The following is a 24,744-nucleotide window of genomic DNA, read 5'->3' on the forward strand; positions in this document are numbered from 1 at the left end:
AAGACTCGGAACCGTTCTCGATCGAAGGACGAAAGGACCCCCGATGTACTGGACCATGCTGCGGCGCGAGCTGCTCGGACGGAAACGGCAGACGATCATCGTCGCGGCCGGGCTCGCGATCGCCATCGCGCTCGTCATCGTCGTGTCGGCGCTCTCCGCCGGTGTCACACAGGCGCAGACCCGCGCGCTCGAGGGCGTCTACGGCGTCGGCACCGACCTCACCGTGACCGGCGCCGCCACCCAGCCCGGCCAGGGCGGCGGCCCGCGCTTCGAATTCGGCCAGAACGACGGCCAGAGCGCGGACGGCACCACGACGCTCGAGAAGTCGCGCCTGATGTCGAACCCGCGCCAGGGCACGCTCGACGCCAGCACCGTCACCGCGGTCGGCAAGCTCGACGGCGTCGCGAAGGCGACCGGGGCGCTCAGCCTGACCAACACCACGTTCACGGGCGAGATGCCCGACCGCTCCCAGATGCAGTCGCAGGGCGGCGGCATGAGCGGACCGCCCGAGGGCGGCGCAGGAGGAGCGGGCGGCTCCGGCGGCAGCTCGTTCGGCATCGAGAGCTTCACCGTGCTCGGCGTCGATCCCTCGGCTACGGGCGTCGGCCCGCTCTCGGCGACGAAGGTCCGCTCGGGCCGTGCACTCGCGACATCCGACGCCGGGCAGAAGGTCGCAGTGGTCGACTCCCGCTACGCGAAGACCGAGAGCATCGCGGTCGGCGACTCGGTCGAGGTCGGCGGAAGCACGGTCAAGGTGGTCGGCATCGTCGCCTCGACCGGTGACGAGGCGGAGACCGCCGCGAACGTGTTCCTGCCCATCGACACGGCGCGCACCCTCGCGGGCGTGAAGGACGTCGTCTCGACGGTGTACGTGAGCGCCGATTCCGCGAGCGGCATCGACGCCCTGCAGCAGAAGATCGAGAAGCAGGTCCCGGACGCCACCGTGAGCTCGCAAGCGGATCTCGCCGCGCAGGTTTCGGGCTCCCTCTCGAGCGCATCCTCGCTGATCACGAATCTCGGAACCTGGCTCTCGATCATCGTCCTGGCGGTCGCGCTCGTCATCGCCATGCTACTGACCAGCTCGGGCGTCTCGCGGCGCACCCGGGAGTTCGGCACCCTGAAGGCGATCGGCTGGTCGAACCGGCGCGTGGTCGGGCAGCTCGCCGGCGAATCGGGCGTCCAAGCGCTGATCGGCGGCGTCGTGGGCCTCGCGCTCGGCCTGGGCGCGGTCGGGATCATCAACCTGATCGCCCCGAAGATCGGCGGCGGTACCTCTGCCTCCGCGGATCGCGCGGCGGCGGGCACGATGCCCGGCGGTGCGGACAGCGGAGTTCCCGGCGGCGGAAGCGGGGCCGGACTGCCCGGCGGCTTCGGACGCGCGGCGCAGCAGGCGACCGAGATCGTGTTGCAGGCTCCCGTGACGCCCTGGATCGTGGCGGCCGCGATCCTGCTCGCCCTGCTGGGCGGCCTGGTCGCCGGCAGCTTCGGGGCCTGGCGCGCCGCACGGCTCAGCCCGGTCGAGGCGCTGAGGGCCGTCGCATGAGCCCCCGCGACGCGGCCCGGCCGGGTCCCCAGCTCACCACCGATTCAGAACGGAACGAGACGCAGATGAACCCCACAGCCCAGGCGGTACCCGAGACCGCCGTCTCGCCCGACCCCGCTGCCCGGTCGCGCATCGAGCCGATCTACGTGCTGGACGGCGTCACCAAGAGCTATCGCATGCAGGGGCGCACCCTCACCCCGCTCACCGGCGTGGACATCAGCATCATGCCCGGCGAGTTCGTCACAATCCAGGGCCCCACGGGCGGCGGCAAGTCGACGCTGCTGCAGCTGCTCGGCGCGCTCGATCGGCCGAGCAGCGGAGTGCTGCGGCTGGACGGGATCGACCTCGCCGCGGCACGTGACGGCGTACTCACCCGGATGCGCGCCGCGCAGATCGGCTTCGTGTTCCAGTCGTTCAACCTGATCCCCACGCTCACCGCCAGCGAGAACGTGAACGTGGCGCTCGAGGGACGCGGCATGTCCGCGTCCACCCGGACCGAGCGTGTCGCCGAGGCTCTCGCGAAGGTCGGGCTGGCGGATCGCGGCGGGCACCGGCCGAGTGAGCTGTCAGGCGGCCAGCAGCAGCGCGTCGCGATCGCGCGCGCCATCGTCGCGGGCCCCAAGGTGCTGCTCGCCGACGAGCCGACGGGCAACCTCGACGAGTCGATGCGTGAGGAGATCCTCGAGCTGCTGGAGGGGTTGAACCGCGAGGGCCTCACCATCGTCGCGGTCACCCACGACTCCGCGGTCGCGAAGCGGGCGCACCGACGGCTCCGCCTCGACGGCGGCCGCTTGCACGAGGTGCGGCGCTAGTCGCGGCCCGGGGCGGTGCCCGGCTCGGCCTGGGCGCCGACGCCGGGCGCCGCCTCGTCGAGCACGTTCGCACCGTTCTGCGGATGGTAGCGCGCCAGCATGATCACTCCCGCGACCGCGATCACGCCGCCGATCACGAAGCCGAGGATCTGCATGCCGTTCGCGCCCGATGCCTCGCCCAGCACGAGGATGCCGATGAGCACGGCGACGAGCGGGTCGATGACGGTGAGCCCGGCCACCACGAGGTCGGGCGGGCCCGAGGAGTAGGCGTTCTGCACGAACACCATGCCGAGCAGCGCGCCGAGCACGAGCAATGCCGCGCAGGCCCAGGTGAGCCACTCGACGTCGCCCTGCTGGAAGCGGACGATGATGGTCTTCGCGAGCGTGGCGACGAAGCCGTAGAGCACACCGGCACCGACGATGTAGAGCAGCGCGATGCGCTTGTGCCGCAGCGCGAGGAAGGCGATGACCGCGAGCAGGAGAACGACCGCGTAGGTGATGAGGATCACGAGCAGCTTCTCGTTGCCGATCGGCCGCTCCACCGCAGCGAAGGCCGCCACCGTGACGTAGGTGACGATACCGCCGACGCACATGGCGATCGCGGTCTTCGCCCGCTTGCCGAGGCGCACGCCCGAGAGGCGGGAGTTGAGGATCGAGGTGATCACCAGTCCGACGACGCCGATGGGCTGCACGACGATGATCGGTGCGACGGTCAGCGACAGCAGCTGGAACACCACCGCGAGGCCGAGGCACACCGTGCCGACGACCCAGGAGGGGCGGCGCAGCAGGCTGAGCACGTGCCGGAAGGAGAGCCCGGATCCTGCGCTCTCGCCCGTGATCCGTTCGACCTTGTTGAGACCCCGCGACTGGTACTGCGCACCGAACGCGAGCAGAGCCGCCCCGACGAGGGCGGCGAGGATTCCGAGGAGCTGCTTGGGCGAGAACTGCACCTCGCTCGCGACCTCGGCGGTCTCGAGCAGGAACGGCGAGGTGCCGACGGAGAGGAGGCTCGAGATCACCCCTCCAACCTACCCGTTCGAGGAGCGGGGTGTCCCGCGCATGATGTCGATGAGGCGTGCCGCGGCCCGCGGCACCTCGTCGTTGACGATGATCTCGTCGAACTCGTCGGCGGCCGCGAGCTCGACCTTGGCGGTCTCGAGTCGGCGCGCACGCTCCTCGCTGTCCTCGGTCCCCCGACCCACGAGGCGGTTGACGAGCTCGTCCCAGCTGGGCGGCGCGAGGAACACGAGGCGAGCGTCGGGCATCGAGGCGCGTACCTGGCGCGCGCCCTGCAGGTCGATCTCGAGCAGCACGAGCTCCCCGCGCTCTGACGCCTCCTGCACGGGGCCGCGCGGCGTGCCGTAGCGGTACTTGTTGTGCACGGTCGCCCACTCGAGCAGTTCGCCGGCGGCGAGCATGCGGTCGAACTGCTCGTCGCTCGTGAAGAAGTAGTGCGTGCCGTCGACCTCGCCGGGGCGCGGGGCGCGGGTGGTCGCCGACACCGACAGCCTGACCTCGGGATAGTGCTCGCGGATGTAGGTCGCCACGGTGCCCTTGCCGACGGCGGTCGGGCCGGCCAGAACCGTGAGCGGCGGGCGTGTGCCGGCCGCCTCGGCGCCGACGCGCTCGCGGACGAAGGCCTCGAGGCGCTCGCGCTGCTGCCGCCCGAGGCCGCCGAGGCGCTTGCGCTCGGAGATGCTGAGCTCCTCGAGGATCCGGGCGAGCTTCACCTGCCCGATCGCGGGGAACGAGAGCAGGAAGTCGGTGACGCGGAGCGATGCGGCCGGGGTCTCGGGGACCCTGGCCTGCTCGAGCACGCGCAGGGGCGACGCCTCGCCGCTGCGCAGACGGCGCTTCACCTCGGCTCGCGCGCGCCGCGCGGCGACCGCCGCCCGGCTCGCGGCGGTCCGATCCACGTCGGGCATTGCCCGATCCGATGCCCGCTCCTCGGCCATCCCTATCCCTTCAGTGCTTCTGCGATCGCGTTCGCCCGGTCCCGCACTCGCGCGGCGAGGCCGTCGGCTCCCCGGCGAGGACGCTGCGCGATTCGTTCGCGAGGATCGCGTCGCCGAGACCACCAAAGATATCGCGTGCGCGTTCGATCTGCGCGCCCTGGAACCCGAAGCCGGGGGCGAGCACCGGCAGCGCGGGCCCGGCGGGACGCACCGAGGGATCGATGCCGAACTCGTCGAGCGCGAGCGTCGCGCCCAGCACGACGCCGATCGAGCCGACCGGAGCCGTGTCGTCGTGCGCCAGATTCCACGCGGCCGCGTCGCGGACCATGGCGTTCGCGACGGTCGATCCATCGGCGCGAACGGCGGTCTGCACCGGGCGCGCCTCGGGATTCGAGGTCGCGGCGAGCACGAACAGGCCCTTGCCGTGCTCGCGTACGTGGCCGAAGGCTCCGTCGAGCGTGCCGAAACCCTGGTAGGCGACCACGGTCATGGCGTCGACCTCGAGGGACGATCCGGGCGTCAGCCAGGCATCGGCGTAGGCGGCGAAGCTCGAGCCGATGTCGCCGCGCTTCACGTCGGCGACGACGGCGAGCCCGGCCGCGCGCGCGTCGGCGAGCACTCGTTCCAGGGCTGCGAAGCCGGATGCCCCGAAGCGTTCGAAGAAGGCGATCTGGGGCTTCACGCAGGCTGCGACACCGGCGGCGGCCGCGACCACGTCGCGGCCCATGCGCTCGGCCCCAGCGGCGTCGTCCGCGAGGCCCCAGTCGGCGAGCAGCGGTGCGTGCGGATCGATCCCCGCGCACAGGTGCCGGCCCGCCGCGAACTCCGCGGCGAGCCGGTTCCCGAAGGTGGCCGTGGTCATCGAGCGGCCTCTGCGCGTGCGGCGACGCGGTCGAGCTCGTACTCCTGCAGCGACTTCACGTCGAAGCCGCGCTGCTGGGCCGAGATCGCACCCACGGCCGCCGAGAGCTCGGAGATCGTCGTGAAGATCGGCTTGTCGGCCGCCACGGCCGCCGCACGGATCTCGTAGCCATCGGCGCGCGCCGAGCTGCCCGAGGGCGTGTTGATGATCATGTCGATCTCGCCGCGGTTGATCAGGTCGACGATGGTGTCGCCCTCGGCCTGAGCCGAGTGCTTGCGCACCGTCTCGCTCTCGATGCCGTTGCGGCCGAGCACCACCTGGGTGCCGGGCGTCGCCAGGATCCGGTAGCCGAGCTCCTGCAGGCGGAGCGCGGGCAGCACGACCGCGCGCTTGTCGCGGTCGGCGACCGAGAGGAACACCGTGCCCGACGTGGGCAGTTCGCTTCCCGCGGCCGACTGGCTCTTCGCGAAGGCGACCGGGAAGGTGCGATCCATGCCCATGACCTCGCCCGTCGAGCGCATCTCGGGCCCGAGGAGCGAGTCGACCACGAGGCCCTCGTGCGTGCGGAAGCGCTTGAAGGGCAGCACGGCCTCCTTGACCGCGATCGGCGCGTCGATCGGGGCGCGCGAGCCGTCGCGCTCGGGCAGCAGGCCCGAGTCGATGAGCTGCTGGATCGACTCGCCCGCCATCAGGCGCGAGGCGGCCTTGGCGAGCGGGATCCCGAGCGCCTTCGAGACGAACGGCACCGTACGCGACGCGCGCGGGTTCGCCTCGAGCACGTAGAGCACGCCCTGACCGATCGCGAACTGCACGTTGAGCAGGCCGCGCACACCGATGCCCTCGGCGATGCCCAGCGTCGCCTCGCGCACGGCGGCGATCTGATCGTGGCCGAGCGTCACCGGCGGCAGGGTGCAGCTCGAGTCGCCCGAGTGCACGCCCGCCTCCTCGATGTGCTCCATCACGCCGCCGACGTACAGCTGCTCGCCGTCGTAGAGGGCGTCGACGTCGATCTCGATCGCGTCGTCGAGGAATCGGTCGACGAGCAGCGGGTGGCCGGGGCCGACGAGGGCGTGGCCCTCGATGCGCTCGAAGTAGCCGCGCAGCGAAGCCGTGTCGTAGACGATCTCCATGCCGCGGCCGCCGAGCACGAACGACGGGCGCACGAGCACCGGGTAGCCGATCTCCTCGGCGACGCGGATCGCGCCCTCCTCGTCGATCGCCGTGCCGTTGCGCGGTGCGAGCAGGCCGGCGCGCTCGAGGATGTCGGAGAACGCACCGCGCTCCTCGGCGAGGTCGATGGCCTCGGGGGTCGTCCCGAGGATCGGCACGCCGGCGTCCTTGAGCGGCTGGGCGAGGCCGAGCGCGGTCTGTCCGCCGAGCTGCACCACGACGCCCAGCAGCTCGCCCGACGCCTGCTCGGCGTGGATGACCTCGAGCACGTCCTCGAGCGTGAGGGGCTCGAAATAGAGGCGATCGGAGGTGTCGTAGTCGGTGGAGACCGTCTCGGGGTTGCAGTTGATCATGATCGTCTCGTACCCGGCCTCCGAGAGGGCGAACGAGGCGTGCACGCAGGAGTAGTCGAACTCGACGCCCTGGCCGATGCGGTTCGGGCCCGATCCCAGGATCACGACCTTCTTGCGCTCGCTCGGCGCGACCTCGGTCTCGAGGTCGTAGGACGAGTAGTGGTACGGCGTGAGCGCCGGGAACTCGCCCGCGCACGTGTCGACCGTCTTGTAGACGGGGCGGAGGCCCAGGCCGTGGCGCAGGCCGCGGATCTCCGACTCGGAGACGCCGCGGATCGCCGCGATCTGCGCGTCCGAGAACCCGTGGTCCTTGGCCTCGCGCAGCACGTCGAGGGTGAGCTGCGGGGCCGCCTTGACGGTCTCGGCGACCTCGTTGATGAGCTGGATCTGGTCGAGGAACCACGGATCGATCGCGGTCGACTCGAAGACCTGCTCGATGGTCGCGCCGAGGCGGAGCGCCTGCTGCACGTCGACGATGCGGCCGTCGGTCGGGCGCTTGATGGTCTCGAGGATCTCGGCGACGGGACGTGCCTCTTCGCCCCAGTGGAAGGAGGTGCCGCGCTTCTCGAGCGATCGGAGCGACTTCTGCAGCGCGGTCGTGAAGTTGCGACCGATCGCCATCGCCTCGCCCACCGACTTCATGGTGGTGGTGAGGGTGTCGTCTGCTGCCGGGAACTTCTCGAATGCGAAGCGGGGAGCCTTCACCACGACGTAGTCGATCGTCGGCTCGAAGCTTGCCGGGGTCTTCTGCGTGATGTCGTTCGGGATCTCGTCGAGCCGGTAGCCGAGGGCCAGCTTCGCCGCGATCTTGGCGATCGGGAAGCCGGTGGCCTTCGAGGCGAGGGCCGACGAGCGGGAGACGCGCGGGTTCATCTCGATCACGATCACGCGGCCGGTCTTGGGGTCGATCGCGTACTGGATGTTGCAGCCGCCCGTGTCGACGCCCACCCGGCGGATGATGTCGATGCCGATGTCGCGGAGCTTCTGGAACTCGCGGTCGGTCAGGGTCAGCGCCGGGGCGACGGTGATGGAATCGCCCGTGTGCACGCCGACGGCGTCGACGTTCTCGATCGAGCAGACGACCACCGTGTTGTCGGCGGTGTCGCGCATGAGCTCGAGCTCGTACTCCTTCCAGCCGAGGATCGACTCCTCGAGGAGCACCTCGGTGGTCGGGCTGTAGTGCAGGCCGTCACCCGCGATCCGGACGAGGTCCTCCTCGGTGTAGGCGAAACCGGACCCGAGGCCGCCCATGGTGAAGGAGGGGCGCACCACGAGGGGGTAGCCGAGGTCCTTGGCGAACTCCTTGGCCTCCTCGAGCGTGTGGGCGACGTGCGAGCGGGCGACGTCCGCGCCCGACTCGATCACGAGGTCCTTGAAGATCTGGCGGTCCTCACCGCGCTGGATCGCGTCGACCTTCGCGCCGATGAGTTCGACGCCGTGCTTCTCGAGGATCCCGAGCTCGTGCAGCGACATGGCCGCATTGAGCGCGGTCTGGCCGCCGAGGGTCGGCAGGATCGCGTCGGGGCGCTCCTTGATGATGATCGACTCGATCACCTCGGGGGTGATCGGCTCGACGTAGGTCGCGTCGGCGAAGTCGGGATCGGTCATGATCGTGGCCGGGTTCGAGTTCACGAGGATGACGCGCACGCCCTCCTCTCGGAGCACGCGGCAGGCCTGGGTGCCCGAGTAGTCGAACTCGCAGGCCTGACCGATGACGATCGGGCCCGAGCCGATGACGAGGACGGAGTTGATGTCTGAACGCTTGGGCATGTGCTTAGGCCTCCGAGGCGGTGGTCTTGCGCTCCTTGACCAAAGCGCGGAATCTGTCGAAGAGGTAGAAGGCGTCGTGCGGTCCGGCCGCGGCCTCCGGGTGGTACTGCACCGAGAACGCCGGAAGGTCGAGGCACTCGAGGCCCTCGACGACCTGGTCGTTCAGGCTGTAGTGGCTCACCTGGACCCGGCCGAGACCCTCGGGCGAATCCAGCTCGCCCTCGATGGGGGCGTCGACCGCGAAACCGTGATTCTGCGCGGTGATCTCGACGCGGCCGGTGCGCTTGTCGAGCACGGGCTGGTTGATCCCGCGGTGGCCGAAGGGCAGCTTGTAGGTGCCGAAGCCGAGCGCGCGTCCGAGCAGCTGGTTGCCGAAGCAGATGCCGAAGTACGGCAGTCCGTCGCGCAGCAGTTCGCGCAGCACGAGCACCTGCGCGTCCGAGGCGGCGGGGTCTCCGGGACCGTTCGAGTAGAAGAGCGCGTCGGGCGCGATCTCGCGGATCTGCTCGATGGTGGTGGACGCGGGCAGCACGATCACGTCGAACCCGTGATCCGAGAGGTACTGCACGGTGGCGCGCTTGATGCCGAGGTCGAGCACCGCGATCGAGCCGACTCGCTCGACGCCCTCGGCCGCGGGCACGTCGTAGCGCTCGGGCGTGGTGACGGCCTCCGAGAGGTTCTTGCCGGCCATCGAGGCCTGCTCGCGCACGCGGGCGAGCTGCTCGTCGTCGGAGAGCTCGAGCGCGGCGCCCGAGAACACGCCGGCGCGCATCGCGCCCGCCGAGCGGATGTGGCGGGTCACGGCGCGGGTGTCGATGCCCGAGATGCCGACGACGCCGTCGTTCACGAGGTCCTCGTCGAGCGAGCGCTCGGCGCGGAAGTTCGAGACGCGACGCGCGGGATCGCGCACGACGAAGCCCGCGACCCAGATCTTGCGCGACTCCATATCGGTGTCGTTGGCGCCGGTGTTGCCGATGTGCGGGGCCGTCATCAGCACGATCTGGCCCGCGTACGACGGGTCGGTCAGCGTCTCCTGGTAGCCGGTCATGCCGGTCGAGAAGACGACCTCGCCGAGGGTCTCGCCCGTCGCGCCGTAGGCGCGGCCGGTGTATCGCGATCCGTCCTCGAGGACGAGCACTGCGGCTCCGCCGGGCACGGCGCTCGCCGGCGGTGCCGTCACTTCTGGGCTGTTGGTGGTCACGCGTCCTCCTGGGTGGTGCTGGTCCGTTCGTCGGCCGGAGCCGGCGAATCCTTCGGTGCCGCGGCGATCCGGTCGATCGCGGCGGTGAATCGGTGGTGGTCGTCGGCCTCGACGAAGCGGAAGCCGGACTCGAGCTGGCGGCTCTCGGAGAGCCAGCGCAGCAGGGTGATGCCGTCGCGCTCCACGAACTTGCCGACGCGGGGGCCTGAGGCTCCCGAGCCGAGCACGCGGGCGGCCGGCAGGTGGACGGGCTGCTCGCCCGCCACCGTGATCGTCACACCGTCGGTGCGGACCTCGACGACGGCGGGGCCCCGGTAGCGCAGGCCGGGTGCGGCCACGCGATCCATCGGGGCGCCGGCCGGTGTGGTCGACACGTACGCGGCGTTCGGGAACTCGGCGACGAGTTCTCCGGTCGGCGCGACGCCGCCGATCACGTCGGCGTCGCGCCGGCTTCGTCGTCGCCAGCCGAGCCACATGGCCAGCAGGACGAGCACGGCGAACGCCGCGACGATGATCGTGAACGTGGTGCGATCCATCATGCGGAGGCTCCCGCGGCGGCGACCGCCTCCACGTCGACCAGGCGGCCGTCGTCGAGCGTGAGGTATCCGCGCCGGATGGTGGTGTGCACGCGGCCGGGCAGCTCCATGCCGAGGAACGGCGAGTTGGTGCTGCGACCCCGCAGATCGTCGACGCCGAAGGCGCTGCTGCCGGTGGGGTCGACCAGCACGAGGTCGGCGGGCTCCCCTGCGGAGAGCTCCGCCGGGTGCCCCTCGAGGCGCCCGATCTCGGCCGGCTTCTGTGAGAGCATCCGCTCGAGCTCCGCCCAGCTGGCGTGCCCCTCGCGGATCAGGGTGAGCAGCGCGATGGGCAGGGCCGACTCGAGGCCGACCATGCCGAAGGCGGCCGCGTCCCACTCGCTCTCCTTGGCCTCGGCCGGGTGCGGCGCGTGGTCGGTCGCGATGATGTCGATGATGCCCTCGGCGACCGCCTGACGCAGGGCGCGCACGTCGTCCTCGCGACGGAGCGGCGGGTTGACCTTGTAGCGCGGATCGTAGCTGCGCGCCAGCTCCTCGGTGAGGATCAGGTGGTGCGGCGTCACCTCCGCGGTGATCTGCACCCCGCTCGCCTTCGCCCAGCGCACGACCTCGACCGACCCCGCGGTCGACAGGTGGCAGACGTGCATTCGGGCGCCGATGTGGCCGGCGAGCAGTGCGTCGCGGGCGATGATCGATTCCTCGGCCACCGCGGGCCAGCCGGCGAGGCCGAGCTCGCTCGAGAGCTCCCCCTCGTTCATCTGCGCGCCCTCGGTCAGGCGAGGATCCTGCGCGTGCTGCGCGATCACGCCGTCGAAGGTCTTCACGTACTCGAGCGCGCGGCGCATGAGGAGCGGGTCGTGCACGCACTTGCCGTCGTCGGAGAACACGCGCACTCCGGCGCGCGACTGCGCCATGGCGCCGATCTCGCTGAGGCGCTCCCCCGCGAGGCCCGCGGTCACGGCACCGATGGGCCGCACGGTCGCGTAGCCCGCGTCGTCGCCGAGCGTCTGCACCTGCTCGACCACGCCGGCGGTGTCCTGGACCGGGCTCGTGTTCGCCATCGCGAACACCGTGGTGAAACCGCCGGCGGCCGCGGCCCGGGTGCCCGTGAGCACCGTCTCGGACTGCTCGAAACCGGGTTCGCGCAGGTGGGTGTGCAGGTCGACGAGGCCGGTCAGCGCGACCAGGCCATCGGCCTCGATGACGCGTTCGCCGTCACGAGGCTCGAGGCCGCCGGCGGACTGCGCGACGCGCTCGACGATGACGCCGTTCTCGATCCGCAGATCGACGGGGGCGGCGCTCAGGTGGTCGGCGCCGCGCTCGGTGAGCTGCGCCGCGAGACGGGCGCCTCGGATCAGGATGCCGGGGTTGCTGCTCATTCGGAGTCCTTCGGGGTCTGGCGCCGCTCACCGGAGAGCAGCAGGTAGAGGGCGGCCATGCGCACGGAGACGCCGTTGGCGACCTGCTCGAGCACCGTCGAGCGCGGGGAGTCGGCCGCGGCCGACGAGATCTCGAGACCGCGGTTCATGGGCCCGGGGTGCATGACGATCGCACGGGCGCTCAGGCGATCCAGGCGCAGGTCGTCGAGCCCCCAGTTGCGGGCGTACTCGCGCTCGTTCGGGAAGTACGCCGCGTGCATGCGCTCGCTCTGGATGCGCAGCATCATGACCACGTCGGGTTTCGTGCGCAGCGCCGCGTCGAGGGAGTGCTCGACGGTCACCGGCCAGGACCGCGCTCCATAGGGCTGCAGCGTCTCCGGCGCCACGAAGGTGACCTTGGCACCGAGCGCGTTCAGCAGCCACAGGTTCGAGCGCGCGACACGGGAGTGCGCGAGGTCGCCGACGATCACGACGGACACGCCGTCGAGGTCGCGGCCCCGGCTCGCATCGCCGAACAGGCGCCGGCGCATGGTGAACGCGTCGAGCAGCGCCTGCGTGGGGTGCTCGTGCGTACCGTCGCCCGCGTTCAGCACGCCGGCGTCGATCCAACCGCTCGACGCGAGCCGCGCGGGCGCGCCGGATGCGGGGTGACGGATCACGACGCCGTCCGCACCGATCGCCTGGAGCGTCTGCGCCGTGTCCTTCAGCGATTCGCCCTTGGACACCGAGGAACCCTTCGCGCTGAAGTTGATCACGTCCGCGCTCAGGCGCTTCGCCGCGGCCTCGAACGAGATGCGGGTGCGGGTGCTGTCCTCGTAGAACAGGTTGACGATGGTCTTGCCGCGCAGCGTCGGCAGCTTCTTGACCTCGCGCTGCTGGGTGGCGGCCATGTCCTCGGCCGTGTCGAGGATCAGGATCGCGTCCTCGCGGCTCAGCGTCCGGGTATCGAGCAGGTGCCTCATGCGATCGTCACCGAGTCCTCACCGTCGTGCTCGACGAGCCGCACCGTGATGCGCTCCTCCTTCGAGCTGGGAAGGTTCTTGCCGATGTAGTCCGCACGGATCGGCAGCTCGCGGTGGCCGCGGTCGATGAGCGCCGCGAGGCGGACCGCACGGGGTCGACCGTAGTCGTTCAGCGCGTCGAGCGCCGCGCGCACCGTTCGCCCCGAGTAGAGCACGTCGTCGACGAGCACCACGGTCGCCCCTTCGATCCCGGCTGCCGGGATCTCGGTCGGCTGCGGAGCGCGGGTCGGGTGATGCGCCAGATCGTCGCGGTACATGGTCACATCGAGCTGCCCGACGGGCACTTCGGTGCCCTCGATCCGGGAGATGAGCTCTGCGATGCGATGCGCCAGGACCACGCCGCGCGTCGGGATACCGAGCAGGACCAGGTTCTCGGAACCCTTGTTCGCCTCGATGATCTCGTGGGAGATACGGGTCAGCGCCCGCGAGATTTCGGCACTTTCGAGTACCGTTCGCGTCGTCACGCTTCGCCCCCTTCTCCGCCTCACAGGACGGGGTTAAAGAAGTGCATTGTGCGAGAACGATCCTAGCGGATGATCGCGGTCCGACACGCGCGCGACGGACGCGCACCGCAGGAAACGCGTCAGGCGGCTCCCGAGCCGCGCTCGGGAGCCGCCTGATAGCGGCCGGCGGGACGCCTAGACGTTGCGCGCGTGCTCGGCGATCTTGCCGAGCACGCCGTTCACGAACCGGCTCGAGTCCTCGGTCGAGTACTCCTTGGCCAGCTCGACGGCCTCGTCGATCGCGACGGGCGCGGGGACCTCGTCGTTGAAGAGGATCTCCCAGGCGGCGACGCGCAGCAGCGCCCGGTCGACGTTCGGCATGCGGTCGAGCGACCAGCCCTGCGCATAGCTCGAGATCAGCTCGTCGATCTGCTCGCGGTGGTCCTCGACGCCGTCGACGATCTCGCGGGCGTACAGCCAGGACTCCATGCGCTCCGGCTCGGCCGAGGCGCGGCCGGACTCGGCCAGGACGACCGTACGCAGCTCTTCACCGCGCACGTCCGCCTGGAACAGCATGTCGAGGGCCCGCTTGCGGGCCTTGCTCCGTGCACTCATGTAGCGGGCGCCGACTAGTCGTTGACGCGGCCGAGGTAGTCGCCCGTGCGGGTGTCGACCTTGACCTTGGTGCCGGTCTCGAGGAACAGCGGGACCTGGATCTCGGCGCCGGTCTCGACGGTGGCGGGCTTCGTGCCGCCGGTGGAGCGATCGCCCTGCAGGCCGGGCTCGGTGTAGGTGACCTCGAGCACGACCGACGCGGGGAGCTCGATGTAGAGGGGCTCGCCCTCGTGCAGCGCGATCTGGACCTGGAGGTTCTCGAGCATGAACTTGGCGGCATCGCCCACGACCGTTCCGGAGACGGTCAGCTGGTCGTAGTCGGCCTGGTCCATGAAGACGAAGTCGGCGCCGTCCTGGTAGAGGTACTGGAAGTCGCGGCGGTCCACGTTGGCCGTCTCGATCTTCGCACCCGCGTTGTAGGTCTTGTCGATGATCTTGCCCGACACGACGTTCTTCTGCTTGGTGCGGACGAACGCGCCGCCCTTGCCCGGCTTGACGTGCTGGAACTCGACCACGCTCCAGAGCTGACCGTTCTCCTTGATGACGGTGCCGTTCTTGATGTCGTTCGAGGTTGCCATATGCTCGTGTGTCTCCGGTTCGTAACAGGTTCGGGCGCGAGATCGCGCCGATCCAGTATAGAGCCTCCAACGCTTCGAGCCCGATGAGCCTCTCGGCCATAGGCTGGCGGCCATGCACATGCTCCCCCGCACACTGATGCACCTGCGCCGCGCGAAGCGGGCGTCGCGCCTCGGCCTCACCGATGTCGCGCGCGCCGAGTTCCGGGTCTCACCGACCGACATCGACGTGCTGCGGCACATGAACAACGGCAAGTACCTGTCGATCATGGACGTCGCCCGGTTCGAGCTCATGCAGCGCAACGGCGTCCTCGCGGCGTTCGACCGCGAGGCCTGGTACCCGGTCGTGGTCGCCCAGACCATCACCTACCGCAAGTCGCTGAACCCGTGGAAGCGCTTCGCGATCGAATCGAAGGTGCTCGGCTTCGACGAGCAGGCCGTGTACATGGAGCAGCGGTTCCTGCGCCCCGACCGCTCCGGCGTCGACGAGATCTATGCGCGCGCCTTCGTGCGCTCCCGCATCCTCCGGCGCTCGGGCGGCGTGGTGCCCGTCGCCGAGATCATCGAGCGGCTCGGCGCCGATCCCGCCGAGTTCCACGTCTCCGAGGACCTGCTCGCCTGGGGCCGGCTGAGCCGGCTGCAGTCGACGCGGGAGCCCGCGCCGAACGCCTGGTGATCGGGTGTCGCCCGGGAGCTCGCGAATTCCCCCGACTCAGCGCTCCCGGCCGAACGCCACCGCAGCCAGGTCGCTGCGGTCGGTGACGATGCCGTCCACGCCGCGAGCCACGAGCGCGCGCATGCGCTCCGGGTCGTCGATGGTCCAGACGTGCACCTCGACGTCGTTCGCGTGCGCCGCAGCGAGGAGCCGCCTCGTGAGCACGGGGACGGGGCCGCTGCGCTCCGGGATCTGCAGGGCGTCCACCTCCGCGAGGATCCGAGCTGCGCGCGATCGCGCTCCGACCGCGAGTGCGCCGAGCAGGTCGGCGAGCACCGATCGCCCCGGCGAGGTCGCGGGCACGGATCCCCCGTGGGCGGCCGCGGATGCCAGTGCCGCGCGGCGGGTGCGATCCGAGAAGCCGGTGATCAGGACGCGGTGCGCCTGCCCGGCGGCGATGCGCCCGACCTGCTCCGCCGCGGCGGGATCCTTGACATCGACGTTGAACCGGCCTGCGGGGAACCGTTCGAGCGCGTCGGCGAGCGTCAGCAGGCCGCCCCGTTCGGCGAAGAGCTCCGTCAGCTCCGCGCGACGCACCTCGGAGATCCGGCGCGGATCCGCGGCGAGCCTGCGCAGGTCAGGGTCGTGGATCAGCACGACCTCGCCGTCGGCGCTCAACCGGCAGTCGGTCTCGAAGCAGTCGGCGCCGACCCGCTCGGCGGCCGCGAAGGCGGCCTCAGTATTCTCCGCGGTCGCTCCGAACTCGGTCCCGACCGCGAATCCTCGGTGCGCAAGGATCCGCGGTCGGCCCGCATCGGCGAAATAGGAATGGGGCACGGCCGCGCCTCGGCCGATCGGCGGACGCGCACCGAGGTGCGGCCCCTGATTGCCGATCTCGCGGGCGGCGATCCGCACCACGCCGTCGCTCCGGTCGAACACGTGGCGCGCCGCCAGGCCTCCGTCTGCGAGCGTCCCCGCGAGCCAGGTGAAGGTCTGCGTGTCGACGGGATCCGCTCCCGCGGCGAGGCGGCCGAGCTGCAGCGCCAGCATTTCGGGCAATGACACGTGCGGTCCGTGCGCGTAGCCGAGACCGAGCACGGACGGCCGTTCGCCGGCGGGAATCGCGCGGAGCGCCCACTCGACGCGACCGCCGTCAGGACCGGCCACGGCGACGCGCGGCGTCGCCGGGTCCGGCACCGCGTCGAGACGCCCGAACTCGCGCACGACCTCGGTGGCGAGCACGAGGCCGCCCGCGGCACCCGACGCACCCGACGCACCCGTCGAGCGGAACAGCTCGCGCCACGCGGCATCGCCGAGCCCGTACGGCGCGAGCACCGGCTGGAGCGTCGGATCCTGGTCCATCGCGGCGGCCAGCGCGGCCGGGTCGAGCCCGGCTTCGATCAGCGCTTCCGGCTCCGGAGCCTCGATCCCGACGCGGTCCGCGAGCGCCCGGCCGTGCCGGAACGCGGCCGAGAACCGGGAACTCGCCTCCGCGTCGAGCTCGGCGAACGCCGCCGCGGAGAATCGTTCCCCGAGACGCTCGCTCTCGGCATCGAGCCAGTCGTCGAATTCTCGCTCGGCGCGGGCGGCATCGGTCGCCCCGACCACCGCATCGAGGCGCTCGGCGAGTTCGGGCAGCAGCAGTCGTGCGAGCCTGAGCTCGTCGCCGCTCGTGCGCGTTTCTGCGTCCATGCTGAGATCCTTCCATGCATCCGCGATGCCCGGCACCGCGATCTTCGAGTCAGGCATCGGGCACCGAGGCCTCGACGAGCGCGAGGACCCGCTCGGGCAGCTGCCTCGGATCATCCACCCGACTGCCGTCGGGCGCGTACCTGCGCACCAGTTCGTCGTCGCCGATCCCGATTCCGAGCACCTCGACGCCGCGCGCTCGCAGCCGCAGCAGCTCGGAGCGGGCCTCCGCCGGGTCGTTGCTGCCGCCGTCGCTGATCACCAGGACGATGCGCCGCCGGGGCATACCGTCGCCGTCCCGCATCCCCGGTGCGCGTGGTTCGAGCACACCGAGCTCCTCGCCCGCCGCGCGGAGTGCGGCAGCGTCGTTGGTCGCACCGCCGGGTGCGCGGACCTCGGCCCGCAATCGCCGCCGCGAACGGTCGTCCAGCGCACCGGCGAGCGGTTTCACGACCACGGCCTCCGCGTCGTACACGATCAGGGAGGTGCGGATCGCGAGGTCCAGTTCCGCGCCGCTCGCCCGCTCCGCCGCAGCGAGGTCGCGCTCGACCCCGGCCAGGCCCTCGAGCAGCACGAGCGCGGCGTCCGCCGCGAACGATGCCGGACGGCCGCGCATCGATCCGGACCGGTCGATGAGCAGCACGTAGTCCGTGCTGCCCGTCTCCCGGTTCGGGCGACGGCGGGACTCGCGGGGCAGGAACGCCTCCGGCCGGCGGACTCCCGCGCGCACCGCGGTCACGGTGGCGACGAGCCGGCTCTCGTCGAGCAGCTCTCCGTCCGCCGAGGCGCGCCGCGCGAAGGTCCGGCGTTCGGCGAGGCGGTCCGCGATCACCCGATGCCAGGTCTCGCGCATCCGCTCGATCGTGCCGCTCAAGCGCTCGACGCGGGTGCGGTAGTCGGCGAGTTCTGCCGGCACGGCGGCAGAACGTCCCGCGACGCCGGACGCGGCGGGATCGTCGTTCCCCGACGAAGTCGCTTCGAGATCGTTCGGCAGTTCCATCAGCTCGTCCACGATCGCGCCGGTGGCGGGGAGGGGCGTGGCGAGCACCCGGGTGAGGAACCCCGCCTGCTCCGCCGCGAACAGGTCAGCGCCCTCGGATTCGGCGCGCCGTTCGCCGGCCCGCGCGCGCCGGTCGTCCTCCGGCGGTGCCGCGACGGAATCCCCGTCGGCGGCCTCCGCCGCCTCCGCGGCTCCGGACGCGTCCTCCCCGCCCGCGCCGGACTCGAAGCCCTCGACGCCGGCCGAGTCCTCCGCTACGGGCTCCTCCCCCGTGCTCGAGATCCCGCGCTCCAGGAGATCGGTCGCCAGCAGCCGCTCGTATGTCGGCTGCAGCAGCGCGAGCGCTCGTTCGAACCGGCGGAGCTCGGAACGCCCGGGATCCGGCGCCGCGATCCGGCGGAGCGGGTGCGCGCCGTCCGCTCCGAGGGTTCTGAGGCGTTCCAGTTCGGCGGTGACCTCGGGCTCCGCACGGACCGCGGTGCTCGGCGCGAGTGCGAGGCAGAGGATCGCGGCGATCCACTGCAGGTGCCGCGGCATGCCGATCAGATCCACGCGGCCCCGGCCCATCGGCAGGCTCCGGACCGTCGCGGCGGCCAGCGGCTCGCGGAACGCCGGGAAGGACCCGAGCAGCTCCCCCGAGGCCTGGAGCCGATCGACCGCGGCGAGCAGGGGTTCGAGCGCGCCGGAGGCGGTCGCCAGCGAGCGTCTCCGGCGCTGACGGGCCGGAGCACGGGACGCCCAGCGCGCCGGGCCCCAGAGCTCGAGCATGGTCAGCGCGATCGCCTCGTCCGCGGGATGCCCGCGCTCCGCGAAGAAGGACGGGCTCACCCGCAGCGCTCCATGCTCGAACCGCCAGTCGGTCTCCTCTCCGAGCACGATCTCGACGCCGAGCACGCGCGCGACGGCCTGCAGCCTCGCGGCCAGCGACGGCGTCGGTGCGGGAACGGAGTGCATGGGGACAGACTATCGACCTTGTCCTAGCGAGGCCCAGAACTCGACTGATATCGTGGCTGAATGTTGCCTCTCGATGCTGATCCCGCACTTCTTGAGCTCGCTGCGGCGCACAACGATCTGGTGCGCACGCGACGCGCGCTGCGCGCGGATCTGCGCCGGCTCGGTACCGCTCTATCCGGCACCGCCGCGTCGACGGCCCTCCCCGACGAACTCCGTCCGGCTGCCGCGGCCTGCGACGCCCTGCGGGCTGCGCGGGACGCGCTGCTCGAGGATCCGGCGATCCGCCGTCTCGCGAACGATGCCCTCGATCGCCGCGCCTCGGTTCTGCGCACGGTGGTCCACGCCGGTCGCGCGGAGCGACTCGACGCGCGGCGCTCCGATGAGCGCGCAGCGATCATCGCGCGCGCCGTCGCCAGCGGCCGCGAGCTCGCACCGCACGAGCGCGAACGCGTGGCGGAGCTGGAGGCGGCAGCGCCCGACCGCGCCTGGGAGGAACAGCTCAGGGATCCCGCGATGCGCGACGCTGTGCTCGCCGAACTCGGCCGGTTGCGGCTCCGCACCGCCCGCGCACAGCTGCGCGGCGGTCTCCTGCGCACGGAGCAGATGCGCGCGATCATCGCGGAAGCGCTGCCCGCGCTCCGCCGCGGCGCACCGATGCTCCTGATCGGCGAGACCGGCGGCGCCAAGACCGCGCTCGCCGAGGCGATCGCACGGGACGAGCTGGGACGCGAGCCCGAGCTCGTGTCCGGGTACGGCGACATCTCGAGCGCTCAGCTCATCGGCGCCCACGAGCTGCGGGCCGAGGGCGGAGCCACGGTCAGCGTGTTCGTGCCGGGACCACTGCTGCGCGCCATGACCGAGGGACGCGTGCTGATCCTCGACGAGGTCAACGCCATGCCACCGGAGTTCCTCAAGCGCCTCAACCGGATCCTGCAGCTGCGCCCCGGGGACCGCTTCGCCGTGCAGGAGCACGCGGGCGACACGATCGGGATCAGCCCGGGCTTCGCGATCATCGCCACGGCCAACGAGCAGAGCGGGCACCGGTACCGCGGGATCGACCGGCTCAGCGCCGAGCTCGTCAACCGCTTCGGCGCGAATGCGTACCGGGTGCACTACCCGGACGCTGAGGCAGCGACCGGTTTCGAGCACGCGGCGACGCCGCGCGAGAACCTGCTGCTCGCCGCGGCCGCGGTGTGCGACGAGCACGGGCGCCTGCCCGACGCGCTGCCGCTCGCGCAGCTCGAAGCGGTGGCGCGCGCCGCGTTCATCAGCCAGCAGGTCTTCTCCGGTCGCGCGGACGGCGGCTTCGAGCGCTATGTGAGCACGGAGCGGGAGGTCGACGGACGTCCCGGGCTCGAGGAGTCGGTGCTCGCACCGCGCACGCTCGTCGCGATCCTCGAGAAGGTCGCGGGCAGCGCCGGCACGGTCTCGCTGGAGCACGCGCTGCGGCGCTTCGTCGAGGGAGTCATGCACCGGGAGGACCGCGCCGTGCTCACCCTGATCATCGAGGGGCAGGGCTTCCGTCTCTCCTGACCGTTCCGGGGAGTAGCATCGGCCGTGTGCAGCGACTCATTCCGGCGCAACGGCTGATCGTCGCCGTCGCGGTCCTCGCCTCCTTCGTGGCGTTCCTCGACGGCACCGTCGTCACGGTCGCGCTCCCGGCCATCAGCCGCGAGCTCGGCGGCGGGCTGACCACGCAGCAGTGGGCCGTCGACGCTTACCTCGTGACGCTGAGCTCGCTGATCCTGCTCGCGGGCTCGCTGTCGGATGCCTTCGGTCGCGTCACGATCATGCGGGTCGGGCTCATCGCCTTCGGCGTCGCCTCGGTCGCCGTGGCCGCAGCACCCGATCCACTGCTCCTCGTCATCGCCCGCGCGTTCCAGGGCGCGGCCGGCGCGCTGCTCGTGCCGAGCTCGCTCGCGCTCATCACCGCGACGATGCGCGATGAGGTGCAGGCCCGCGCCATCGGCGTCTGGACGGCGTGCACCACTGCGGCGCAGCTCGTCGGACCGCTGCTCGGCGGGCTCTTCGTCGACTTCCTCTCCTGGCGCCTCGTCTTCCTCATCAACGTGCTCCCCATCGCGGTCACGCTGCTGCTGCTCCGCCGAGTGCGGCTGCCCGAGCACCAGCGCGGCGCGAGGGTCGATTGGTGGGGCGGCGCGCTCTGCGCCATCGGCCTCGCCGCGCTCGTCTTCGCGCTCATCGAGCAGCCCCGGCTCGGCTGGACCGCCCCGGCCATCTGGCTGACGGGTCTCGCGGGCATCGCGCTGCTGCTCGGATTCGTCGCGCGGCAGCGCCGCATCGCCGAGCCGATGATGCCGCTCCGGCTCTTCCGGGTCCGCAACTTCGCGTGGGGCAATCTCGCCACCCTCTTCGTCTACGCGGCGCTCTCCCTCAACGGCATGGTCATCGGCGTCTACCTGCAGCAGGGCGCGGGCCTCGGCGCCACGCAGGCCGGACTCGCCAGCCTGCCCATCACGATCCTCATGGTGCTGCTGAGCTCGCGGGCGGGGTCGTGGGCGGGGAAGCACGGCCCCCGGATCTTCATGACGCTGGGGCCCGCGCTCATGGCGCTCGGCGCGCTGCTGCTGCTCACCGTCGCGTCGAGCTTCGACTACTGGTGGCAGGTGCTGCCGTCCATGCTGGTGCTGGGGCTCGGCCTCTCGCTGACCGTGGCCCCGCTCACCTCGGCGGTGCTCGGATCCATCGGCCCCGAGCGCAGCGGCATCGCCTCTGCCGTCAACAACGCGGTCTCCCGCGTCGCCGGCCTCCTCGTCATCGCCCTGCTCTCGACCATCGTCGGCGGCCGGCTCGACCTCGCCGGGTTCCACAGCGCCGCGGTCGTGACCGCGGCGCTGTTCGCGATCGGTGCGCTGGTCTCCTGGATCGGGATCCGCCGACCGGCTCAGTCCGCCGGCGGCTCGTAGGTCAGCACGCGTGCGACGTCGTTCGCGGGCTTCTTCTCGCCGGCTAACACCTCGAAGTCGAGATGGTTCTGCGCGGGCGGCAGCGGGCAGGTGACGAAGTTCGTCACCGCGCAGGGCAGGGCCGTCGCGTAGTTGAAGTCGATCCAGTCGATCCGCCCCGCGCCGTCCTCGGAGAACTGCAGCTCGATCACACGCCCCGCACCGTAGGTGACCGGCCCGCTGCTGCGATCGCGGATATGCGCGACGGGCTGCACCCGGTCCCCGGCGTCCTTGCCGATCAACGCCAGCTCGTACGGGCGACCGTCGTACTCGAAGCGCAGGGTGCCGATCCGCGTCGTCGTCTCGCGCACGCCGCGCTCGACCGTCTCCTGCTCGACGTCGTCGCGCTCGGCCGGAGAGAACACCGCAGGAATCCTCCAGGCCGGATCGTAGTCGAACGCGGTGAGACCGATGTCGGCGGCGCTCGCCGCCAGGCGCGGATCCCGCACGCGCACCCCGAAGATCCGGTCGCCGGCGTCGTTGGTGCGCGGAACCGTCTCCACCTCGCGCACTCCGAAGTAGACGGGCACGCTCGCACCGTGTCCGTAGGTCTGGTTGCGTCCGGTGACGATCTCCACGGGGCCCGCGGGGTGCTCCCCGTCCACCGAAAGGGTCGGTCCGTCCGCGGGCGGAGTGAAGATCACCCGCCCGTCCTGCACGCCCCAGGTGCCCGGGAGCAGATCGAGTTCCACGCCCGAGCTGCCCTCGTGCAGCCAGTACTGCGCGACGAGCGCGGTCCAGCCGTACGGACGGGTCAGGTCCGCGACATGGCGGTGGCGCCACTCGCGCCACTGTCCTGCGAGATGCTCGGGTACCGGCATCGGATCTCCTTCGGTTCGATTCAGTCGTTCTGAGAGGCGGAGGCGGCACCGGAGGTCCGGTCCGCACGAGCGGCCGCGGTCCGGTGGACGAACGCCCGGACGGCGTGGAACGAATCCTCGCTCGCCCGAGCATTGCCCAACGGTGTGCCGCCGTTCGAGTAGTGGACCCCGGACACCGGATGCACCCGGGCGATCTCGGTGCTCGGGAGGTGCGGCACCGAGATGCCGTGACCCGCCTCCTCGTAGTCGAGGTGCAGCCGCTCGGCGCGATGACCGTGCCGTTCGAGAGTGCCCAGTACCAGGCGGGAGGCGAAGCTCGAGGGCCAGGCCCGGTCGTCGAGCCCGGATACGCAGAGCACGGGCCCCGCGAAACGCTCGATGGGGATCCGGGAGGCGGCGGCGAGGTCGCGGTCGTGCAGGCCGTCCACGTAGACGTCGGCGTGCCGGGTGGGCGGAGGCGCATCGTTCCAGGGCTGCCAGTCCACGCCCCGATTGCCGCGCCACAGGTGTTCGACCGGCTCGCCGCGCCAGGTCCAGGTGGGCCCGTCCCACCCCTCGGAGGGGTCCGCCGCGCCCTGCGCCCCGAACGCGAATGCACCGGGAACGAACGCGACCACGCCCGCGACCCGCTCCGGGAACCGCGCCGCGAGCAGCAGCGAGAGCTCGCCGCCGCGGGACTGCCCGCTGACGAGCGGGAGCCCGCCAAGCGGGTGCAGCTCCGAGGCCGCGTAGTCGAGCGCCCGCTCGAAGTACTCGAGCGGAGTACGCGAGATGTAGTGGGACAGGCCGGGTGCTCGGAAGTAACCGAGCGCGAAGGCTCGGATGCCGTACGCGGCGTACAGGGCGGCGCGCGCCTCGTTGATGCCGCCGCCGGAGCCGTTCATGACGATGAGGGTCGGGAAGGGTCCCGGTCCGGGCGGGGTGAAGAGCGTGCCCACGAGGCCGTCGTGCCGGACCTCCTCCCGACGCACCCCGTCGGCGAGCAGGTCCTGCCGGACCTCCGTCTCCGCGCTGACCCTGCGGGCGCCGCCGCCGGGCAGATCGAGGAAGCCGGTCCCCGCCTCCTGCGTCGCGACGATCCGGGTGACGACGGGAACCCGGGGGTCGACGGGCTCGACTCCCCCGCCCCGGGCCGTCTCGCGACGCTGCGCCCAGAAGAGCCCCATCGCATCTGCGACGCGGTAGTCGCCCGAGACCGGTGCATCGTGATCGAGATCGATCCGGCCGTCCTCGCCCGCGAGGAAGGTGGCCTGGGCGCCCCAGAGCTCCTCACCGCGCAACGTCTCGGCGCGCAGCGTGACGAGCGCGCCGGGAACGGCTCCGAGCACCTCGATGCGGTGCCGCTCGGAGAGCAGTGCTCGCGCGGGCTCCGCCCGGATCTCGAACGCGGTGCTCACGCGGCGGCTCCGCCCGCGGAAGCGGACTCGAGTTCGTGGAGAGCCGCGGCGCTCACCCGGACCGCGCCGGTCTCGTCGGCGGGATCGAGCGGCAGCGCGTCGAAGCGTGCGGGCAGGTGGCCGCCCGAGGCGGTCCATGCCGCCGAGAGCTCGGCTCCGACGTCGGCGGCGTGCAGCCCACCGGTGGACGCCGGGTCCAGCGCGAGGAGCAGCGCACCGCGGCCGTCGACCGGGTGCGCACCGGTCCCTCGGCCACCCGCCGCTGCTCCGGCGAGGACCTCGACGAGGAGGCCGGCGAGCGAAGCGATCCGCCCTTCCGCGAGCAGCGCGGATGCGGCCCCCGGGTCGGTCGTCGGCCGCCCCTCCGCGTCGAGCGCGACGCCTGCCGGGAGCGCAACGCCGGAGGCCGCGTGGGCGCGCACCGCCGCGAGCGTCGCGCGCGAGGTCGCGAAATCGACGACGAGCGGCGCTGCAGCGGAACGCGGGGCGGCGAAGGCGATGGGGTTCGTCCCGATCACCGGGGCCGCCCCGCCCCACGGAGCCACCGCAGCCGGGGCCTGAGCGACCGCGACCGCGACGAGACCGTCGAGCGCGAGCTCGCGCACGGCCAGGCCGAGCACGCCGAGCGCTCCGACCTCCCGCAGCGCGACTGCTCCGATGCCGTGAGCCGCGGCGGAGGCACCGGCTTCGCGCACGGCGCGCGCCAGCGCCAGCGGTCCGGGGACTCCGGAGGCGTCGATGCTCGACAGCGCCCGGACCTCGGCTGCGGCGCTCTCGGACGCGAGACCGGCCGACCGGTCGAGCGCGGCGGACCGCAGATCCCGGGCCAGCATCGCGACGCCGAAACCGGGGAGGTCGAGCGCTTCGGCGCGCGCGATCCACCGGGCGCCTCGGCGCGCGTCCTCGTGCGGGAACCCGGTACCGGATCCCGTGAACGGAGCGATCGCAATCTCGAGCCGGGCGACCAGCTCGGCGAAGGCCAGCTCGATCGTGCCGTCGTGCCGGTGTTCCTGGGGCTGCGGCACG

Annotated in this window: 21 protein-coding genes; 5 read left to right on the forward strand and 16 right to left on the reverse strand. The window is 71.7% G+C overall.

The genetic code is table 11. The features are described from left to right. Positions 1-43: 43 nt before the first annotated feature. Both AB3K78_RS06240 and AB3K78_RS06245 read left to right on the forward strand, forming a co-directional pair. Complete coding sequence (locus AB3K78_RS06240; protein WP_416446894.1) at positions 44-1,543, forward strand: ABC transporter permease; 1,500 nt, start codon at positions 44-46, stop codon at positions 1,541-1,543. A 140-nt stretch (positions 1,544-1,683) separates the two neighbouring features. Beyond that, complete coding sequence (locus AB3K78_RS06245) at positions 1,684-2,355, forward strand: ABC transporter ATP-binding protein (protein WP_416447313.1); 672 nt, start codon at positions 1,684-1,686, stop codon at positions 2,353-2,355. Here AB3K78_RS06245 and AB3K78_RS06250 read toward each other — a convergent pair. The 11 genes from AB3K78_RS06250 to efp form a co-directional block, all read right to left on the reverse strand. After that, positions 2,352-3,374 carry a DMT family transporter gene (locus AB3K78_RS06250; protein WP_416446895.1) on the reverse strand — a complete coding sequence of 341 codons (1,023 nt, stop codon included), beginning with the start codon at positions 3,372-3,374 and terminating at the stop codon, positions 2,352-2,354. The two genes, AB3K78_RS06245 and AB3K78_RS06250, sit on opposite strands and share 4 nt — an antisense overlap. Before the next feature lie 9 nt (positions 3,375-3,383). After that, a complete protein-coding gene (gene gmk / locus AB3K78_RS06255; RefSeq protein WP_416446896.1) occupies positions 3,384-4,280 on the reverse strand; it encodes a guanylate kinase in 897 nt (298 codons plus the stop codon). A gap of 40 nt (positions 4,281-4,320) precedes the next feature. Next, the gene (gene pyrF / locus AB3K78_RS06260) at positions 4,321-5,172 is read right to left on the reverse strand and encodes an orotidine-5'-phosphate decarboxylase (protein ID WP_416446897.1); all 852 of its coding nucleotides are present in this window, start codon (positions 5,170-5,172) and stop codon (positions 4,321-4,323) included. Then, positions 5,169-8,465 carry a carbamoyl-phosphate synthase large subunit gene (gene carB, locus AB3K78_RS06265; protein ID WP_416446898.1) on the reverse strand — a complete coding sequence of 1,099 codons (3,297 nt, stop codon included), beginning with the start codon at positions 8,463-8,465 and terminating at the stop codon, positions 5,169-5,171. The genes pyrF and carB overlap by 4 nt, the downstream gene beginning before the upstream one ends. A 4-nt stretch (positions 8,466-8,469) precedes the next feature. Beyond that, positions 8,470-9,666 carry a glutamine-hydrolyzing carbamoyl-phosphate synthase small subunit gene (gene carA, locus AB3K78_RS06270; protein WP_416446899.1) on the reverse strand — a complete coding sequence of 399 codons (1,197 nt, stop codon included), beginning with the start codon at positions 9,664-9,666 and terminating at the stop codon, positions 8,470-8,472. Next, positions 9,663-10,205, reverse strand: a complete 543-nt coding sequence (locus AB3K78_RS06275) for a hypothetical protein (RefSeq protein ID WP_416446900.1) — start codon at positions 10,203-10,205, stop codon at positions 9,663-9,665. Before AB3K78_RS06275 ends, carA begins: the two co-directional genes overlap by 4 nt. Continuing rightward, positions 10,202-11,581, reverse strand: coding sequence for a dihydroorotase (locus tag AB3K78_RS06280; protein WP_416446901.1), 1,380 nt, complete (start codon positions 11,579-11,581; stop codon positions 10,202-10,204). Before AB3K78_RS06280 ends, AB3K78_RS06275 begins: the two co-directional genes overlap by 4 nt. Next, entirely contained in the window at positions 11,578-12,543 is a 966-nt protein-coding gene (locus tag AB3K78_RS06285; RefSeq protein WP_416446902.1) for an aspartate carbamoyltransferase catalytic subunit, read from the reverse strand. The genes AB3K78_RS06280 and AB3K78_RS06285 overlap by 4 nt, the downstream gene beginning before the upstream one ends. Continuing rightward, entirely contained in the window at positions 12,540-13,067 is a 528-nt protein-coding gene (gene pyrR / locus AB3K78_RS06290; protein WP_416446903.1) for a bifunctional pyr operon transcriptional regulator/uracil phosphoribosyltransferase PyrR, read from the reverse strand. Before pyrR ends, AB3K78_RS06285 begins: the two co-directional genes overlap by 4 nt. Positions 13,068-13,241: 174 nt before the next feature. Next, complete coding sequence (nusB, locus tag AB3K78_RS06295; RefSeq protein ID WP_416446904.1) at positions 13,242-13,661, reverse strand: transcription antitermination factor NusB; 420 nt, start codon at positions 13,659-13,661, stop codon at positions 13,242-13,244. A gap of 14 nt (positions 13,662-13,675) precedes the next feature. Next, positions 13,676-14,239 (reverse strand): elongation factor P, encoded by a 564-nt coding sequence (efp, locus tag AB3K78_RS06300; RefSeq protein ID WP_416446905.1) that lies wholly within the window; start codon positions 14,237-14,239, stop codon positions 13,676-13,678. Between the two features lie 112 nt (positions 14,240-14,351). On the opposite strand from efp, the gene AB3K78_RS06305 reads away from it, so the two are divergent. Continuing rightward, the gene (locus tag AB3K78_RS06305) at positions 14,352-14,912 is read left to right on the forward strand and encodes an acyl-CoA thioesterase (protein ID WP_416446906.1); all 561 of its coding nucleotides are present in this window, start codon (positions 14,352-14,354) and stop codon (positions 14,910-14,912) included. A 36-nt stretch (positions 14,913-14,948) separates the two neighbouring features. Here AB3K78_RS06305 and AB3K78_RS06310 read toward each other — a convergent pair whose 3' ends face one another. Further along, a complete protein-coding gene (locus AB3K78_RS06310) occupies positions 14,949-16,583 on the reverse strand; it encodes a glycerophosphodiester phosphodiesterase family protein (protein WP_416446908.1) in 1,635 nt (544 codons plus the stop codon). A gap of 49 nt (positions 16,584-16,632) precedes the next feature. Next, positions 16,633-18,534, reverse strand: a complete 1,902-nt coding sequence (locus tag AB3K78_RS06315; RefSeq protein ID WP_416446909.1) for a VWA domain-containing protein — start codon at positions 18,532-18,534, stop codon at positions 16,633-16,635. A 60-nt stretch (positions 18,535-18,594) separates the two neighbouring features. On the opposite strand from AB3K78_RS06315, the gene AB3K78_RS06320 reads away from it, so the two are divergent. Both AB3K78_RS06320 and AB3K78_RS06325 read left to right on the forward strand, forming a co-directional pair. After that, positions 18,595-20,067 carry an AAA family ATPase gene (locus AB3K78_RS06320; protein ID WP_416446910.1) on the forward strand — a complete coding sequence of 491 codons (1,473 nt, stop codon included), beginning with the start codon at positions 18,595-18,597 and terminating at the stop codon, positions 20,065-20,067. A 26-nt stretch (positions 20,068-20,093) separates the two neighbouring features. Next, positions 20,094-21,461 (forward strand): MFS transporter, encoded by a 1,368-nt coding sequence (locus tag AB3K78_RS06325; RefSeq protein WP_416446911.1) that lies wholly within the window; start codon positions 20,094-20,096, stop codon positions 21,459-21,461. On the opposite strand, the gene AB3K78_RS06330 is transcribed toward AB3K78_RS06325, so the two are convergent. From AB3K78_RS06330 to AB3K78_RS06340, 3 genes are read right to left on the reverse strand one after another with little or no spacing between them, the layout of a single operon-like run. Then, positions 21,440-22,321 carry a DUF1684 domain-containing protein gene (locus tag AB3K78_RS06330; RefSeq protein WP_416446912.1) on the reverse strand — a complete coding sequence of 294 codons (882 nt, stop codon included), beginning with the start codon at positions 22,319-22,321 and terminating at the stop codon, positions 21,440-21,442. The genes AB3K78_RS06325 and AB3K78_RS06330 overlap by 22 nt on opposite strands. A gap of 20 nt (positions 22,322-22,341) precedes the next feature. Next, complete coding sequence (locus AB3K78_RS06335) at positions 22,342-23,718, reverse strand: acyl-CoA thioesterase/bile acid-CoA:amino acid N-acyltransferase family protein (RefSeq protein WP_416446913.1); 1,377 nt, start codon at positions 23,716-23,718, stop codon at positions 22,342-22,344. Then, on the reverse strand, positions 23,715-24,743 hold the full coding sequence (locus AB3K78_RS06340) for an Ldh family oxidoreductase (RefSeq protein ID WP_416447314.1): 1,029 nt from the start codon (positions 24,741-24,743) through the stop codon (positions 23,715-23,717). The genes AB3K78_RS06335 and AB3K78_RS06340 overlap by 4 nt, the downstream gene beginning before the upstream one ends. Position 24,744: the final 1 nt, after the last annotated feature.

The sequence above is a fragment of the Leucobacter sp. HNU genome (assembly GCF_047946755.1).
In the GTDB taxonomy this organism is placed as follows: domain Bacteria; phylum Actinomycetota; class Actinomycetes; order Actinomycetales; family Microbacteriaceae; genus Leucobacter.